16 protein-coding genes are annotated in these 14,642 nt (G+C 69.3%); 9 read left to right on the plus strand and 7 right to left on the minus strand.

Going from position 1 to position 14,642, the window contains the following annotated elements:
- The first annotated feature begins 37 nt into the window (after positions 1–37).
- The 3 genes from trpS (at position 38) to ER13_RS07390 (ending at position 2,340) form a co-directional block, all read left to right on the plus strand.
- Positions 38–1,078 (plus strand): tryptophan--tRNA ligase, encoded by a 1,041-nt coding sequence (gene trpS / locus ER13_RS07380; RefSeq protein ID WP_035308040.1) that lies wholly within the window; start codon positions 38–40, stop codon positions 1,076–1,078.
- A 75-nt stretch (positions 1,079–1,153) separates the two neighbouring features.
- Positions 1,154–1,861, plus strand: a complete 708-nt coding sequence (locus tag ER13_RS07385) for a GNAT family N-acetyltransferase (protein ID WP_035308042.1) — start codon at positions 1,154–1,156, stop codon at positions 1,859–1,861.
- Positions 1,862–1,875: 14 nt separating this feature from the next.
- A complete protein-coding gene (locus tag ER13_RS07390) occupies positions 1,876–2,340 on the plus strand; it encodes an OsmC family protein (RefSeq protein WP_035308044.1) in 465 nt (154 codons plus the stop codon).
- Here ER13_RS07390 and ER13_RS07395 read toward each other — a convergent pair.
- The 3 genes from ER13_RS07395 to ER13_RS07405 are packed head-to-tail and all read right to left on the minus strand — an operon-like array spanning position 2,337 to position 4,547.
- On the minus strand, positions 2,337–3,284 hold the full coding sequence (locus tag ER13_RS07395; protein WP_231492499.1) for an NAD(P)/FAD-dependent oxidoreductase: 948 nt from the start codon (positions 3,282–3,284) through the stop codon (positions 2,337–2,339). The genes ER13_RS07390 and ER13_RS07395 overlap by 4 nt on opposite strands.
- Positions 3,253–3,741, minus strand: coding sequence for an Rrf2 family transcriptional regulator (locus ER13_RS07400; RefSeq protein WP_008264260.1), 489 nt, complete (start codon positions 3,739–3,741; stop codon positions 3,253–3,255). Before ER13_RS07400 ends, ER13_RS07395 begins: the two co-directional genes overlap by 32 nt.
- Positions 3,742–3,797: 56 nt before the next feature.
- Entirely contained in the window at positions 3,798–4,547 is a 750-nt protein-coding gene (locus ER13_RS07405; RefSeq protein WP_008262482.1) for a dienelactone hydrolase family protein, read from the minus strand.
- A 108-nt stretch (positions 4,548–4,655) separates the two neighbouring features.
- On the opposite strand from ER13_RS07405, the gene ER13_RS07410 reads away from it, so the two are divergent.
- Together ER13_RS07410 and ER13_RS07415 are read left to right on the plus strand one after the other, a co-directional pair.
- On the plus strand, positions 4,656–5,309 hold the full coding sequence (locus tag ER13_RS07410; protein ID WP_035308048.1) for a PadR family transcriptional regulator: 654 nt from the start codon (positions 4,656–4,658) through the stop codon (positions 5,307–5,309).
- Positions 5,306–6,115: a siderophore-interacting protein gene (locus ER13_RS07415; RefSeq protein ID WP_035308049.1), complete on the plus strand. Its 810-nt coding sequence runs from the start codon at positions 5,306–5,308 to the stop codon at positions 6,113–6,115. Before ER13_RS07410 ends, ER13_RS07415 begins: the two co-directional genes overlap by 4 nt.
- On the opposite strand, the gene ER13_RS07420 is transcribed toward ER13_RS07415, so the two are convergent.
- A complete protein-coding gene (locus ER13_RS07420) occupies positions 6,102–6,731 on the minus strand; it encodes an alpha-ketoglutarate-dependent dioxygenase AlkB (RefSeq protein ID WP_035308050.1) in 630 nt (209 codons plus the stop codon). The two genes, ER13_RS07415 and ER13_RS07420, sit on opposite strands and share 14 nt — an antisense overlap.
- A 221-nt stretch (positions 6,732–6,952) precedes the next feature.
- On the opposite strand from ER13_RS07420, the gene dnaK reads away from it, so the two are divergent.
- The 3 genes from dnaK to dapB all read left to right on the plus strand — a co-directional run bounded on the left by dnaK (position 6,953) and on the right by dapB (position 10,976).
- On the plus strand, positions 6,953–8,854 hold the full coding sequence (gene dnaK, locus ER13_RS07425) for a molecular chaperone DnaK (protein WP_035308051.1): 1,902 nt from the start codon (positions 6,953–6,955) through the stop codon (positions 8,852–8,854).
- 173 nt (positions 8,855–9,027) lie between these two features.
- The gene (dnaJ, locus tag ER13_RS07430) at positions 9,028–10,230 is read left to right on the plus strand and encodes a molecular chaperone DnaJ (protein ID WP_035308053.1); all 1,203 of its coding nucleotides are present in this window, start codon (positions 9,028–9,030) and stop codon (positions 10,228–10,230) included.
- On the plus strand, positions 10,227–10,976 hold the full coding sequence (gene dapB, locus ER13_RS07435) for a 4-hydroxy-tetrahydrodipicolinate reductase (protein WP_035308055.1): 750 nt from the start codon (positions 10,227–10,229) through the stop codon (positions 10,974–10,976). The genes dnaJ and dapB overlap by 4 nt, the downstream gene beginning before the upstream one ends.
- Positions 10,977–11,092: 116 nt before the next feature.
- Here dapB and ER13_RS07440 read toward each other — a convergent pair whose 3' ends face one another.
- Entirely contained in the window at positions 11,093–11,461 is a 369-nt protein-coding gene (locus ER13_RS07440) for a hypothetical protein (protein WP_035308057.1), read from the minus strand.
- Positions 11,462–11,613: 152 nt separating this feature from the next.
- Between ER13_RS07440 and ER13_RS07445 the strand changes: the two genes are divergently transcribed.
- Positions 11,614–12,549, plus strand: coding sequence for a DMT family transporter (locus tag ER13_RS07445; protein ID WP_008263122.1), 936 nt, complete (start codon positions 11,614–11,616; stop codon positions 12,547–12,549).
- Positions 12,550–12,559: 10 nt separating this feature from the next.
- Here ER13_RS07445 and dut read toward each other — a convergent pair whose 3' ends face one another.
- Positions 12,560–13,018 carry a dUTP diphosphatase gene (dut, locus tag ER13_RS07450; protein ID WP_008261493.1) on the minus strand — a complete coding sequence of 153 codons (459 nt, stop codon included), beginning with the start codon at positions 13,016–13,018 and terminating at the stop codon, positions 12,560–12,562.
- Entirely contained in the window at positions 13,015–14,244 is a 1,230-nt protein-coding gene (gene coaBC, locus ER13_RS07455) for a bifunctional phosphopantothenoylcysteine decarboxylase/phosphopantothenate--cysteine ligase CoaBC (RefSeq protein ID WP_035308059.1), read from the minus strand. The genes dut and coaBC overlap by 4 nt, the downstream gene beginning before the upstream one ends.
- Between the last annotated feature and the right edge of the window lie 398 nt (positions 14,245–14,642).

The raw sequence follows: 14,642 nt of genomic DNA on the forward strand, positions 1-14,642 counted from the left end.
CGCCACGCCTGACCCTGCCTTTTCGAGACCCGAATCCATGACCGACCAAACTCCCCCGGCCCTCTACACCGGCCCGCGCCGCATCCTGTCCGGCATCCAGGCCTCCGGCGCGCTTCACCTGGGCAACTATCTCGGCGCCCTGAAGCGGTTCGTCGAACTGCAGGACCAGGGCGCGCCGGTCTTCGTCTTCGTCGCCGACATGCACGCCATCACCGTCTGGCAGGAGCCCGAGAAGCTGGCCGCCCAGACGCGCGAGATCGCCGCCGCCTATCTGGCCTCGGGCCTGGACCCGAAGAAGTCGATCATCTTCCCGCAATCGGCCGTGCGCGCCCACGCCGAACTGGCCTGGATCTTCAACTGCGTCGCCCGCCTGGGCTGGCTGGACCGGATGACCCAGTTCAAGGAGAAGTCGGGCAAGCACAAGGAGCGGGCCTCGGTCGGCCTCTACACCTATCCCGTGCTCCAGGCCGCCGACATCCTGCTGTACAAGGCGACCGAGGTGCCGGTCGGCGAGGACCAGAAACAGCATCTGGAGCTGACCCGCGACATCGCCGCCAAGTTCAACAACGACTTCGGCGTTCCCGGCTATTTCCCGGTGCCCGAGCCGATCATCCAGGGGCCGGCGACGCGCGTCATGTCCCTGCGCGACGGGGCGGCCAAGATGTCCAAGTCGGACCCGTCCGACAACAGCCGCATCAATCTGACCGACGACGCCGACACGATCGCGTCCAAGATCCGCAAGGCCAAAACCGATCCCGAACCCCTGCCGGAAACCCTGGACGGGCTGAACGACCGGCCCGAGGCCAAGAACCTGGTGGCCATCTACGCCGCCCTGGCCGGCCTGACGCGTGAACAGGTGATCGCACAGTTCGGCGGCCAGGGCTTCGGCGCCTTCAAACCGGCCCTGGCCGACTTGGCGGTGGCCTCCCTGGCCCCCGTCACGGCCGAAATGCGCCGCCTGATGGACGACCCGGCCGAGATCGACCGCGTGCTGAAGGACGGCGCCGACCGCGCCGCCGAGGTCGCCGATCCGGTGGTGGACGAGGTCAAGACGATCGTCGGCTTTTGGCGGGGGTAGGTCGCTGGCGGTTTCCGGACGCGGCGTCGCGGCGACCGGTTACACCGCAGCGCCGCCGGGGCTAGAAGCGCGACCATGAACCATCCCCTCGACCGCGCCGTCTGGAACGCCCTGACCACCCGCCTGTCATCCTTCACGACGCCGGAGTCCGACGCCCACGCCGTGCGCATCGACCCCGAGATCGGGGTCTTCCTGTCGGCCGCCGACGCCTCGCCCCAGAGCCGCGCCCGCCTGACCGCGCTGGCGCGTCTCCATCCAGGCGCGGGAATGGTCGAGCATTCCGACGGCCCGATGGCCGACGTCCTGCCGGACGGGGTCCCCGTGGATCGCCGCATCGCCCTGGTGCAGATGACCTGCGCCGCCCTGACTCCGGCCAGGACCTCGGCCAGGGCGCCCGACATCGCCTTCGAGACCCTGACCGAGGCCGACGCCCCGGCCATGCTGGCTCTGGCGACCCTGACCCGGCCCGGCCCCTTCCGCTCGAGAACGCGCGAACTCGGCCCCTTCGTCGGGATCAAGCACGACGGCGAACTGGTCGCCATGGCCGGGCGGCGGCTGCGGGTCGACGGTTTCACCGAGCTTAGCGGGGTCTGCACCCACCCCGACCACCGGGGAAAGGGCTATGCCGCCGCCCTTTCGCGGGCGGTGGTCGGCGAAATTCACGCCTCGGGCGAGGCCGCCTTCCTGCACGCCTTCGCCGATCATGAGGCGACCATCGCCTTTTACCGGTCCCTGGGCTTCGAGGTTCGGGCGCCGATGGTCTATACGATCCTGGCCGACTGACAGGGAGACGGGCCATGAGCGCGCACGGGGCGACCATCGAGTGGATGCGGGGCGATCAGCCCTTCACCGACAAGCGCTACAGCCGCGCCCACAGCTGGACCTTCGACGGCGGGGCGGTGGTCCCCGGGTCGTCGTCGCCCGCCGGCGTGCCCGTGCCCCTGTCGGACGCCTCGGCGGTGGATCCGGAGGAGGCGATGGTCGCCTCCCTGTCCAGCTGCCACATGCTGTGGTTCCTGGCCTTCGCCGCCAACGCCGGTCTGGTGGTCGATTCCTATCGCGACGCGGCCTCCGGCGAACTGGACAAGAACGCGGCGGGCCAAAGATACCTGGCCCGCGTCGCCCTTCGCCCGGTCACCGCCTTCTCCGGCCGCAAGCCGGACCAGGCCGAGCTGGACGCCCTGCACCATTCCGCCCACGAACACTGCGAAATGGCCCATTCGGTCCGCGCCGAAATCACCATCGAGGCGACCATCGGCTAGGCGGGGGCCGTCTCCTCCTCGACCAGCGAGCGGAACAGGCCGTGGGCGGCGATCATGCCGTCCGAGGTGGCCAGGGTGATGTTGGACGCGGCTCGCGCCAGGTCGCCGGCGGCGAACACGCCCGGCTGGGTCGTCGCCTGCATGGCGTCCACCTTGATCACCCGCCCCATCGGCGTGTCGGTCATCTCGCAGCCCAGCCGCTCGGCGAAGGGGCTGGCGACGCGGACGCTGGCGCCGACGAAGATGGCCTTCAGGTCCACGAAACGGCCGTCGGTCAGTCGTGCGCCGGTCAAGGTCTGCGCCTCGCCCTCCAGCCGGGCGATGGGCGTCGTCTCGATGGTAACACCGCGCCGGTACAGCAGATGGGCGTCCTCCGGCGACAGGCCGACGTCCAACCCCATGAACAGGGTGACCTGGCCCCACTCCGCCACCGTGGCGGCGTACTGGACCGCATGGTCGCCCCGCCCCAGCACCCCGATCGGACCGCCGCCGATCTCATAGCCGTGGCACCAGGGACAGTGCAGGGCCGTGCGGCCCCAGCGTTCCTTGACGCCCGGAATATCGGGCAGCACATCCTCGACCCCGTGCGACAGCAGAAGGCGGCGCCCCCGCGTCCGCGTGCCGTCGGCGAAGGCGACCGAGAAGCCGCCGTCGATCCGCTCGATCGTGATCGCCTCGGCCATGCGGAAGGCGGCGGTGGGATAGGCGGCGACCTGAGACCGGGCCGTCGCCGCGATCTCGGCTCCCGGTCGGCCGTCGTTGGTCAGAAAGCCGTGGGCGCGGGCGGCGAACCGGTTGCGGGGGCGTCCGTCGTCGATGACCAGCACCCTGCGCCGGGCGCGAACCAACTGCTGGGCGGCGGACAGGCCGGCGTAGGAGCCGCCGATGATCAGGGCGTCGTGCGGCATGGGTTCACTCGGGGCGATGGGCGTTGAGACGGGCATTCAGCAGATCCCTTTTCGGATGTTCGGCCATCCGGCGCGCGAAGTCCGCCGCCAGATCGGCCAGGGTGATCTCGTTCAGCCGCGCGACCAGCAGGGCGCGGGCGGCGGCATAGGTTCCGGCCAGGGCGTCGTTGACCGCCGCCTCGACCAGACAGCCGTCGGCCTCGACCGGCGGGGCTTCGGGAAACAGGCCGGGCTCGCCCAGAGCCGTGTTGACCTGGCCCAGGGTCACCTGGTCCAGCGGCCGGGCCAGCCGCCAGCCGCCGCCATGCCCCTTTTCCGAAGCCACCAGCCCCTGTTCGCGCAGGCCCGCCATGGTCCGGCGCACCACGACCGGATTTGTCGACAGGCAGACGGCCAGCTGGTCCGAGGTCATGGGCGCGCCGGTTCGCGCCTCATGCTCTGCCATGTGCAGCAGGGCGTGAAGGATGTTCGAGAGGCGGGAGTCTCTTTTCATGTAACTTCAATTGTTACGTGATGAGCCCGACGTCAAGACGGGGGCTGGGATTCATTTCAGACGTGGGGCGCGACGTCCGTCAGGAAGGCCCTGAACCGCCGCAGGGAGTCCTCGGTCAGGTCCGGGTCGTGGCGCATCGGGCCGTTATTGGTCGGTTCGTCGAAGGCGTGGGTGCCGGCGGCGACCCAGCTTTCGACCTCGGCGCCGCAGTCGCGGATCATGGCGTTGATCATTTCGGCGTTGCGCACCGTGGTCAGGTGGTCGCGCCTGCAGGTCACGGCCAGCACCTTGGGACAGTGCCGCCAGGGCTTCATCCGGTTGAATGCGAACGGGCCGATATAGGGATAGGCCAGCCAGACGGCCCGAACGCCCGACAGGTCGGCCGCACCGGGATCGGCTACGCCCAGGGTGTTGGGCGCGGGATCGGCGCTCATCATCTCCATGATCGACCAGCCGCCGTGGCTCCATCCGGCCAGGGTCAGCCGGGTCGCGTCCACATCGGACCGGGCCGAAATCCCCTTGATGGCCGCCAGGACGTCGCCGCCCCGCTCGTATCCCCGAAAGGCCAGGCCGGTGCAGACCGCCGTCAGGGTGAAGGCCCGGCCCCAGCCGCGCGGGCCGTAGGAATCGACGATGAAGGCGCGCCAGCCCGCCGCCTTCGCCGCCTCGGCGTACCGGGGCAGGTGATCGCGCAGACCGCCGCAGCCGTGGAACAGCAGCACCGCCGGCCGGGGCCGGTCGTCGTCGGGCCCGACAATGGTGAGATGGGGTTCGAGGCGGGCCCAGCGGCGCTTCAGATCGTCCATCCGTGATCTACGCCGCAGCTTTCGCCCGAACGCCAGCCCCTCTTGCGCATTTCGTCATTCAGATATATCTAACTGCCCGAGAATAGATATATCGAAAAGGAATCAATCATGAGATCCAAGGGGATTTTCCAAGGCCGCAGCAACGGATGCGGCGAGAAACACGGTCGTCCCGGCGGCTTCGGCTTCGGGCATGGTTTCGGCCACGCCTTCGGGCGCGGGATGCGCGGCGGACGCGGCGCGGACTTCGGTCCTGGCTGGGACGGCGGCGAGGCGCGCGGACGTGGTCACGGCCATGGCCGGCGCGGCGGCGGCCGCCTGTTCGACCACGGCACCTTGCGCTGGGTCCTGCTGTCGCTGATCGCTGAGAAACCCAGCCACGGCTACGAGCTGATCAAGGCGGTCGAGACCCGGCTGGGCGGCGCCTATTCGCCCAGCCCCGGCGTCATCTACCCCAGCCTGACCCTGCTTGAGGAGATGGGCGCGCTGGAGTCCCAGACCGAAGGCGGCAAGAAACTGTATTCGATCACAGAGGCCGGCCGCGCCCTGCTGGCCGAGAACGAGGCGATCCTGCGCGCCGCCGAGGCGACGATGGACAAGTTCGCCGCCCGCGCCCTGCGGCCGACCCCGATCCAGGACGCCATCGGCCGCCTGCGTCACACGATCCACGACCGTCTGACGGGCGAGACCGCCCTGACCGAGGCCCAGGTCCAGGCCATCGCCGCCATCCTGGCCGAGGCCGCCGACAGGGTGGAACAGGCATGACCGGGCTCCTGCGCATTCCCCGGCGCGTGCGGCACGAGCTGAAGTTCCGCACCCTGACCGTGGCCTCGGTCCAGGACCTGACGCCGGCCTATCGCCGCATCGTTCTGGAAGGCGCGGACCTGGAGGGCTTCGTCTCCCTGGGCTTCGACGACCATGTGAAGATCTTCCCGGTCGCCGAGGGCCAGGCGCCGGTCATGCCGACGCTGGGGCCGGAGGGTCCGGTCTTCCCAGCTCCCCGCCCCGTGGCGCGCGACTACACGCCCCGCGCCTATGACGCCGCTGCGCGTCGGCTGACGCTGGATTTCATCACCGGCCACGGCGGTCCGGCGACCGAATGGGCCATGGCGGCCAAGGTGGGCTCGGTCCTGGGCGTCGGGGGTCCCCGCGGGTCGTTCATCGTCCCCACGGCCTTCGCCGACCATGTGCTGATCGGCGACGAGACCGCCCTGCCGGCCATCGCCCGCCGTCTGGAGGAACTGCCCGCCCGCGTCCGCGCCCATGTGGTGGTCGAGGTCGCGGACCTGGACTCGACATGGACCTTCGACAGCGCCGCCGAGGTCGCCGTCACCTGGGCCGTCCGCGACGGCGCCCCGCGCGGCGGGACCGAGACCCTGCTGGCGGCGCTCGACACGGCCCTGACCGGGGTCAGCCCGAAAGACGCCTATGTCTGGATCGCCGCCGAATCCGCCGTGGCCAAGGCCCTGCGGACAAAGACGCTAGGACTTGGCTTCTCGCCCAAGGCGATGAAAGCCGCCGGCTACTGGCGCCTCGGCGACCCGGGCGCCCACGAGGTCATCGAAGGCTGACCCCCGCTGCGCGCAGCGTCAGGTTCAGCCGCCCGCCGCCGGGGATCAGGCGCGACGACCCCTCCAGCACGCGGTCGATCCCGTGCCGGGCCAGTCGCGCCGGTCCCGTCAGGGCGCAGACGTCGCCGCTGTCCAGCCGCAGCGTCGTGGTGCGCCCGCCCTCGGCGGCGCCGATACGGAACATGGCCGCATCGCCCAGCGACACCGACAGGACGGGCGCGCCCAGGTCGGCCTCGTCCTTATCCTGGTGCAGGCCCATCTTGGCCCCCTCGCGATACAGGTTGACCAGACAGGCGTCCGGCCGCCGGGGCCCGCCGCCCGTCGCCTCCCACAGGTCCAGCAGCACCGGCGGAATATCCGGCCAGGCCCGCCCCGTCTCCGGGTGGGTCGCCTGATAGCGATAGCCGGCCCGGTCCGAGACCCAGCCCAGCGGCCCGAAATTGCTCATCCGCACCGAGAACGGCCGTCCGCCTGGCGTCTGCGGCCGGTACAGGGGCGCTGCTTCCAGCCGCGTGAACACCGCATCGACCAGATCGGCCTGGGCCGATGCGTCCAGGGCCCCCGGCCACAGGCGAAAGCCTTCAACGGCGGTTTTGACCTCTAAAATCGCGGACATGGCCTCATCCTGCGCGAAAACCGGTTCCGCCGCATCGCTGAATCGCAGAACGCCCTTGCAGCCGTATGGGACTTTCCCATATCGGGGCCAGCTTCGGAGAAACCCCGCGAAGTTTGGGGCTATCCGACACCAACCACGCCAACCCACAGGGGGCGGTCACGCGCGCCGCTTCGTCGAAGGCCGCCGCATCGCCCGCCGATACGGAGAGAAATAGAACGCCCATGGCCAAGATCATCGGCATCGACCTCGGCACCACCAACTCGTGCGTGGCCGTCATGGACGGCAAGAACCCCAAGGTCATCGAAAACGCCGAAGGCGCCCGCACCACCCCGTCGGTGGTCGCCCTTCAGGACGGCGGCGAGACCCTGGTGGGTCAGCCCGCCAAGCGTCAGGCCGTCACCAACCCCGCCAACACCTTCTTCGCCATCAAGCGCCTGATCGGCCGCAACTTCGACGATCCCGTCGTGGCGAAGGACAAGGGCATGGTGCCCTATGAGATCGTCAAGGGCCCGAACGGCGACGCCTGGGTCCGCGCCCACGGCAAGGATTATTCGCCCCAACAGATCTCGGCCTTCACCCTCATCAAGATGAAGGAAGCCGCCGAGGCCTATCTGGGCGAGAAGGTGACGCAAGCCGTCATCACCGTCCCGGCCTATTTCAACGACAGCCAGCGCCAGGCCACCAAGGACGCCGGCAAGATCGCCGGGCTGGAAGTCCTGCGCATCATCAACGAGCCGACCGCGGCCGCCCTTGCCTATGGCCTGGAAAAGAACGACGGCCAGAAGATCGCCGTCTACGACCTGGGCGGCGGCACCTTCGACGTCTCGATCCTGGAGATCGGCGACGGCGTCTTCGAGGTGAAGTCGACCAACGGCGACACCTTCCTGGGCGGCGAGGACTTCGACGTGCGCCTGGCCGACTATCTGGCCGACGAGTTCAAGAAGGAACAGGGCGTCGATCTGCGCCAGGACAAGCTCGCCTTGCAGCGCCTGCGCGAAGAGGCCGAAAAGGCCAAGAAGGAACTCAGCTCCACGACCCAGTACGAGGTCAATCTGCCGTTCATCACCATGAACGCCTCGGGCCCGCTGCACCTGAACATCAAACTGTCGCGCGCCAAGCTGGAAGCCCTGGTCGACGACCTGGTCGCCCGCACGATCGAGCCGTGCAAGAAGGCCCTGGCCGACGCCGGCCTGAAGGCCTCGGACATCGACGAAGTGGTCCTGGTCGGCGGCATGACGCGCATGCCCAAGGTGCAGGAGGCCGTGAAGGCCTTCTTCGGCAAGGAGCCGCACAAGGGCGTCAACCCTGACGAAGTCGTGGCCCTGGGCGCCGCGGTTCAGGCCGGGGTTCTGCAAGGCGACGTCAAGGACGTGCTGCTGCTGGACGTGACGCCCCTGACCCTGGGCATCGAGACCCTGGGCGGCGTCTTCACGCCCCTGATCGAGCGCAACACGACCATCCCGACCAAGAAGAGCCAGACCTTCTCGACCGCCGACGACAACCAGTCGGCCGTGACGATCCGGGTCTTCCAGGGCGAGCGTCCGATGGCGTCGGACAACAAGATGCTGGGTCAGTTCGACCTGATGGGCATCCCGCCAGCGCCGCGCGGCATGCCGCAGATCGAGGTCGCCTTCGACATCGACGCCAACGGCATCGTCAACGTCTCGGCCAAGGACAAGGCGACCAACAAGGAACAGTCGATCCGCATCCAGGCCAACGGCGGCCTGTCGGACGCCGACATCGACAAGATGGTCAAGGAAGCCGAGGCCAACGCCGCCGCCGACAAGGTCCGCAAGGATCTGGTCGAGGCCCAGAACGCCGCCGACAGCCTGATCAACTCGACCGAGAAGGCTCTGGCCGAACACGGCGACAAGGTCGAGGCCGACGTCAAGACGGCGATCGAGACCGGTCTGGCCGAGCTGAAGACCGCCCGTGAAGGCACGGACGCCGAGGACATCCGCACCAAGACCAACAGCCTGGTCCAGGCCTCGATGAAGCTGGGCGAGGCCATGTACGCCCAGCAGCAGGGCGCCGGCGAAGGCGATGCGGCCCCGGCCGACGACGGCGTGGTCGACGCCGAGTTCGAGGACGTCTCGGACACGGACGAGAAGAAGAGCGCCTGATCGGCAACAGGTCGGCGAAATGATAAGGCCCCGCTTGTCTTGCGATAGGCGGGGCCTTTTCATGAAACTTGCATCAGTCGTTCCGGCCCCCATGTCAGCCGGGACACCACAGCTTCGCTGACGCCCGCAGAGGCGTGACGGAGCCGCAGGGGAAGTATGAGGACCAACGCCCTATGGCGCGTGACTATTATGAGGTTTTGGGCGTCGAACGGACAATCGACGCGCCCGGTCTGAAATCGGCCTATCGCAAGCTGGCCATGATCCATCACCCGGATCGCAACGGCGGCTCGGAAGAGTCGATGGCGCAGTTCAAGGAAATTTCCGAGGCCTATACGGTCCTGTCGGACGATCAGAAGCGCGCGGCCTACGACCGGTTCGGCCACGCCGGCGTGAACGGCGGCGGGGGCGGCGGCTTCGGCCAGGGCCAGCAGGGCTTCTCCGACATCAACGACATCTTCTCCCAGGTCTTCGGCGACGCCTTCGGGGACGCCTTCGGCGGTCGCCAGGCCGGCCGGGGCCAGCAGGGCGGACCGCGTCGCGGCTCGGACCTGCGCTATGATCTCGAGATCAGCCTGGAACAGGCCTACAAGGGCGCCGAGGTCGAGATCGACATCCCCGCCACCATGACCTGCGAGACCTGCGAAGGTTCGGGGGCCAAGCCCGGCACCAAGCCCGTCACCTGCACCACCTGCAACGGCGCCGGCCGCGTGCGCCAGGCCAACGGCTTCTTCCAGGTCGAGCGGACCTGCCCCCGCTGCCACGGCGCGGGCCAGATGATCGCCGACCCCTGCACGACCTGTCACGGCCACGGCCAGGTGCGAAAGACCCGCACCCTGAACCTGAAGATCCCCGCCGGCGTCGACGACGGCTCGCGCATCCGCCTGTCGGGCGAGGGCGACGCCGGTCAGCGCGGCGGCCCGCGCGGCGACCTGTACGTCTTCCTGTCGGTGACGCCGCACGACCTGTTCGAGCGCGACAACCTGGACCTGCTGGTCACAGTGCCGGTTCCCATGACCGTTGCGGCCCTGGGCGGCGAGATCGACGCCCCCTGCCTGGTGTCCGACGCCTGCGACGGCAAGTGCAAGGCCGCCGTCGCCGTGCCGGCCGGGGCCCAGACCGGCAAGACCGTCCGGATCAAGGGCAAGGGCATGCCGCATCTGAACGGCCGCGCGCGCGGCGACCTGGTGGTCGAGCTGTTCGTCGAGACCCCCACAGACCTGACCGCCCGTCAGAAGGAACTGCTGCAAGAGCTTGCCCTGTCGTTCGGAGAGGGGCAGAACCCCCGCAACTCCAGCTTCGCGGGCAAGGCGAAGCGCTTCTGGGCCGACATCCTAGGCAATCAGGATGCGGACGGGTCGAAAGAAAACGTGGTTTGAGCGCAATCTTCCACGCCGGCATTTCCGGCTATCGCGGCCGGATGGGTCGCGCCGTGTCCCAGGTTCTCGATGCGCGCGAGGACGTGGTCGTCGCCGCCCGGTTCGACTGGGGCGAAACCGCCGACATCTCCCTGTGCGACGTGATCATCGACTTTTCGACTCCGGACGCCTCGGTCGCCCTGGCGCAGAGTGCGGCCGAGCGCGGCGGCCCCAGCCTGGTCATCGGCTCCACCGGCTTCACCCCGGAGCAGGAGGCCGAGCTGATGAAGGCCGCCGAGAAGATCGCCATCGTCAAGAGCGGCAACTTCTCCCTGGGCGTGAACATCCTGATCGGCCTGGTCCAGCACGCGGCCCAACGTCTGGACGCCCAGGACTGGGACATCGAGATCACTGAGGCCCACCACCGCCGCAAGGTGGATTCCCCGTCCGGCACGGCCCTGATGCTGGGCGAGGCCGCGGCCGAGGGCCGGTTCACCGACCTGGCCGACATCCGCTCCAAACCCTATGACGGGGTCCAGGGCGAGCGCGAGAGCGGCAAGATCGGCTTCTCCTCGATCCGCGCCGGCGGCATCATCGGCGAACATACGGTCCTGTTCGCCTCGGAAGACGAGGTCCTGACCCTCAGCCACTCGGCCATCGACCGGTCCCTGTTCGCCAAGGGCGCCGTCGCCGCCGCCGCCTGGGTCCGCACGCGCGGACCCGGCCTGTACGACATGCAGGACGTGCTTGGCTTTCGCCAAGCCTGACGTCTAGGGCGCTTCGCGCCGCGCTACGCTCGCGACGCGGTCGCTCACGGCTTGAGCGCGGAAGCCATTACCCAGTCAGAGGGTGACGAAACCTGGGGGTAGCAGGCCCACCAAGATCAGTGCACGACCCTGCGCCGCCCACGGAACGCGGTCCCGGTCAGCAGGGTCTTGATGAAGAAGAAGATGGCGATGACGATGGCGTAGCCCAGGAACAGGGCCAGGGCCGTCATCCAGAAGCCGACGGTCAGAAGCGCCGGCAGGACGAATTCGCCGCCGTTCAGCACCGGCAAGACCGCCAGCACGATCAGATGCACCAGGGTCGCGCCCAGGGCGGTCGAGGCCAGCGACCGCCAGTCCACCATCAGCAGGGTGGCGATGATGGCGATGATCAGCCCCATCACCTGGTTGACGCCGTCGAAGCCGGCGCTGGCCAGACCCGCGATTCCACTCAGGAAATCGCCGATCTGATCGATCAGATTTTCCACGTCGTCACTCCTGCAGGGTCAAAAACAATCGGGCGCCGGTCAAGCTTGGCCGGTTCGACACGGTTAACGCCGCTCGCGCGGAAAGGCTCCCTCGGGGGTGGGCGTGAAGGCGACGCGGGCCTATGAGTGCGCCGCAACATCGAAAGGACGTCATGACGGGACGGATCGGCGGCGAGGACATCGCCCGCGGCATCGCGCTCAGGATCGCGGCGGCAGGCGCCTTTTCCGTCATGTCGGCGGTGCTGAAACTGGCATCTCTGGACGGCGTGGTCGCCCCCGAGATGCTGTTCTACCGCGCCTTCTTCGGCCTGCCCGTGGTCCTGGCCTGGGTGCTGACCCAGCCGGGCGGCCTCGCCGGTCTGACCACGCGCCGGCCGTGGGCCCATGCGGGACGCAGCGCCCTGGGCGTCGTCTCCATCCTGTGCCTCTTCCAGACCCTGACCCTGCTGCCCCTGGCCGACGCCACCACCCTCAGCTTCACCGCCCCCATCTTCGCCACCATCCTGTCCTTCTTCATCCTGAAGGAGGCGGTGGGGCCGCGCCGCTGGGCCGCCGTGGCGGTGGGCTTCATCGGCGTCGTCATCGTCATGCGTCCCCTTTCGTTCGTCTCGGGGGGCGGTCACGCCATGCCGCTCGAGGGCATAGGTTTCGGCCTGATGGCGGCCCTGCTGACGGCCAGCGTCACCATCACCCTTCGCCAGTTGCGCGACACCGAGCATGTCGCCGCCATCGTCTTCTGGTTCTTCGTCGGTTCATCCGGGGTGGGGGCGATCCTGCTGCCCTTCGTCGGCCATTGGCACTCGCCCCTGACCTTCGCCCTGCTGATCAGCTCAGGCGTCGCCGGCGGCCTGGCCCAATTGTTCATGACCGCCTCGCTGCAAAAGGCCCCGGTCGCCGTGGTCGCGCCCTTCGACTATCTCCAGATCGTCGGCGCTGTAATCTTCGGCTGGTGGCTGATGCACGCCACGCCCACCGCCAACACCCTGGCCGGCGGCGCCCTGATCGCCGCCAGCGGCCTCTACACCGCCTGGCGCGAACACGTCCGCCGCAAGGCCGCCCTGATCCAGACGACCGCGCCGCCGGTTTAGGCGCGTCTTTCTACCGCCCCGTCGAGCCGAACCCGCCGGCCCCGCGTGCGGTCTCGTCCAGCGTCTCGACCTCGACCCAGTCCGCACGCTCATGCTTGGCGATCACCAGCTGGGCGATCCGCTCCCCGCGGCGAATTACGAAGGGGTCGGCGCCGATATTGGCCAGGATCACGCCGCACTCGCCGCGATAGTCGCTGTCGATGGTGCCCGGCGCATTGGGGCAGATGATGCCGTGTTTCAACGCCAGGCCCGAGCGCGCCCGCACCTGGGCCTCGAACCCCAGCGGCAGGGCGATCTTCAGCCCTGTGGGCACCAGGGCGCGCTGGCCGGGCGCCAGGGTCATCGGCTGGTCCTCGGGCACGGCGGCGCGCAGGTCCATCCCGGCCGATCCCGCCGTCTCATAGGCCGGCAGGGGCAGGCCCTCGGCATGGGGCAGGCGCAGGATCTGGACGGCGACGGGCTGGGTCATTGGACGCTCTTGAAATGGTCGGCGATACGGGCGGCGACCGCCCGGGCGATGGCGGATTTGGACTGGCGCGGCCAGGTTTCGGTCCTGTCGGCGGTGACCAGCAGGACGGCGTTGCCGTCCGAGCCGAAGACGTCGTCGGACACGTCGTTGCCGATGATCCAGTCACAGCCCTTGCGCGACAGCTTGGCGCGGGCGTTGGCCTCCAGGTCCGTGGTCTCGGCCGCGAAGCCGATCACCAGGGCCGGCCGGTTCGGACCCGGCGCGGCGATCCCGGCCAGGATGTCGGGGTTCTCGATCAGGGCCAGGGTCGGCGGGCCGCCCGGCCCCTTCTTGATCTTGCCCCCGGCGATGGTGTCCACGCGCCAGTCGGCCACGGCGGCCGACAGCACGGCGATGTCGGCGGGCAGGGCGTTTTGCGTCGCCGCCTGCATCTCCAGCGCGCTCTCCGCGTCGATCCGCGTCACCCCGACAGGGGCGCCCAGGGCGGTCGGGCCCGACACCAGGGTCACCTCCGCCCCCAGTTCGACCAGGGCGGCGGCGATGGCGTAGCCCTGTTTGCCGCTGGAGCGGTTGGTCAGACCCCGCACCGGATCGATCGGCTCGAAGGTCGGCCCGGCCGTGACCACCGCCTTGCGACCCGCAAGGGGCCGCCCGGCCGCGCCCGCCAGCAGGCCCTGGATCGCGTCCAGGATCGCCGCCGGCTCGGCCATCCGGCCGGGTCCGTATTCGCCGCAGGCCATCTCGCCGTCGTCCGGCCCCACCACGGCCACGCCGTGGAAGCCGGGGAAGGCCTTCAGCCGCTCCATATTGGCCTGGACCGCCGGATGCTCCCACATCCGCACATTCATCGCCGGGGCCAGCAGCACCCGCTTGTCCGTGGCGACCAATGTGGTCGAAGCCAGGTCGTCGGCGATCCCGTTGGCCGCCTTGGCGATCAGCCCCGCCGTCGCCGGCGCCACGACCACCAGATCGGCCCAGCGCGACAGCTCGATATGGCCCATGCTGGTCTCGTCGTCCGGATGGAACAGGCCCGATCGCACCGGATGGCCGCTCAGCGCCGCCAGCGACAGGGGCGTCACGAACTCGGCGCCGGATTCGGTCAGGATCACCCGCGTCTGGCCCCCCGCCTTTGCGATCAGCCGCACCAGCTCCAGCGCCTTGTAGGCCGCTATGCCGCCGCCGACGATCAGCAGGATTTTGCGATTTGCGAGAGGGCGGCTGTCCATGGCCTTCGTCTAGCCGCCCAAGGCGACGCCGTCGAGACGGCCGAAAAGAACATTGCAGGAACATGAAGGTTGTGCTTACCTCGCGGCAAGCGGGTGTCCGAAGGGGGAGGCGAGGATGACGTCTGACAAGCGACAGGGTGCGGCCACAGGACTGGGGCTGATGATGGTCGGTTTGGCGGTGATGGCGCTGGCGGGGTGCGACAACGCCTCGGCGGTGCAGACGCGCGACCGCACGGCCGAGGGCACCCCCCCGGCCCCGGCGGGGGCCCGGGCCGGCGGCCGCGCCCCCCCCCCCCCCCCCCCCCCCCCCCCCCAACCCGGGCCGGCCGGCCGCCCCCCCGCGGCGCGGGGGGACCAGAACCCCCGCCCTCGCCCCCGCCCCCGCGCCGCCCTCCCGC

It is taken from the genome of Brevundimonas sp. EAKA (genome assembly GCF_000698025.1).
Classification (GTDB): domain Bacteria; phylum Pseudomonadota; class Alphaproteobacteria; order Caulobacterales; family Caulobacteraceae; genus Brevundimonas; species Brevundimonas mediterranea_A.

Bases quoted from the DNA above. Each gene is read 5' to 3' on its own strand.
- ER13_RS07385 (WP_035308042.1), top strand. From the start codon at position 1,154: ATGAACCATCCCCTCGACCGCGCCGTCTGGAACGCCCTGACCACCCGC.
- dnaJ (WP_035308053.1), top strand. From the start codon at position 9,028: ATGGCGCGTGACTATTATGAGGTTTTGGGCGTCGAACGGACAATCGAC.
- ER13_RS07395 (WP_231492499.1), bottom strand. From the start codon at position 3,284: ATGCCCGTCTCAACGCCCATCGCCCCGAGTGAACCCATGCCGCACGAC.
- ER13_RS07415 (WP_035308049.1), top strand. From the start codon at position 5,306: ATGACCGGGCTCCTGCGCATTCCCCGGCGCGTGCGGCACGAGCTGAAG.
- dut (WP_008261493.1), bottom strand. From the start codon at position 13,018: ATGACCCAGCCCGTCGCCGTCCAGATCCTGCGCCTGCCCCATGCCGAG.
- ER13_RS07445 (WP_008263122.1), top strand. From the start codon at position 11,614: ATGACGGGACGGATCGGCGGCGAGGACATCGCCCGCGGCATCGCGCTC.
- ER13_RS07420 (WP_035308050.1), bottom strand. From the start codon at position 6,731: ATGTCCGCGATTTTAGAGGTCAAAACCGCCGTTGAAGGCTTTCGCCTG.
- trpS (WP_035308040.1), top strand. From the start codon at position 38: ATGACCGACCAAACTCCCCCGGCCCTCTACACCGGCCCGCGCCGCATC.
- ER13_RS07400 (WP_008264260.1), bottom strand. From the start codon at position 3,741: ATGAAAAGAGACTCCCGCCTCTCGAACATCCTTCACGCCCTGCTGCAC.
- coaBC (WP_035308059.1), bottom strand. From the start codon at position 14,244: ATGGACAGCCGCCCTCTCGCAAATCGCAAAATCCTGCTGATCGTCGGC.
- dnaK (WP_035308051.1), top strand. From the start codon at position 6,953: ATGGCCAAGATCATCGGCATCGACCTCGGCACCACCAACTCGTGCGTG.
- ER13_RS07390 (WP_035308044.1), top strand. From the start codon at position 1,876: ATGAGCGCGCACGGGGCGACCATCGAGTGGATGCGGGGCGATCAGCCC.
- ER13_RS07410 (WP_035308048.1), top strand. From the start codon at position 4,656: ATGAGATCCAAGGGGATTTTCCAAGGCCGCAGCAACGGATGCGGCGAG.
- ER13_RS07405 (WP_008262482.1), bottom strand. From the start codon at position 4,547: ATGGACGATCTGAAGCGCCGCTGGGCCCGCCTCGAACCCCATCTCACC.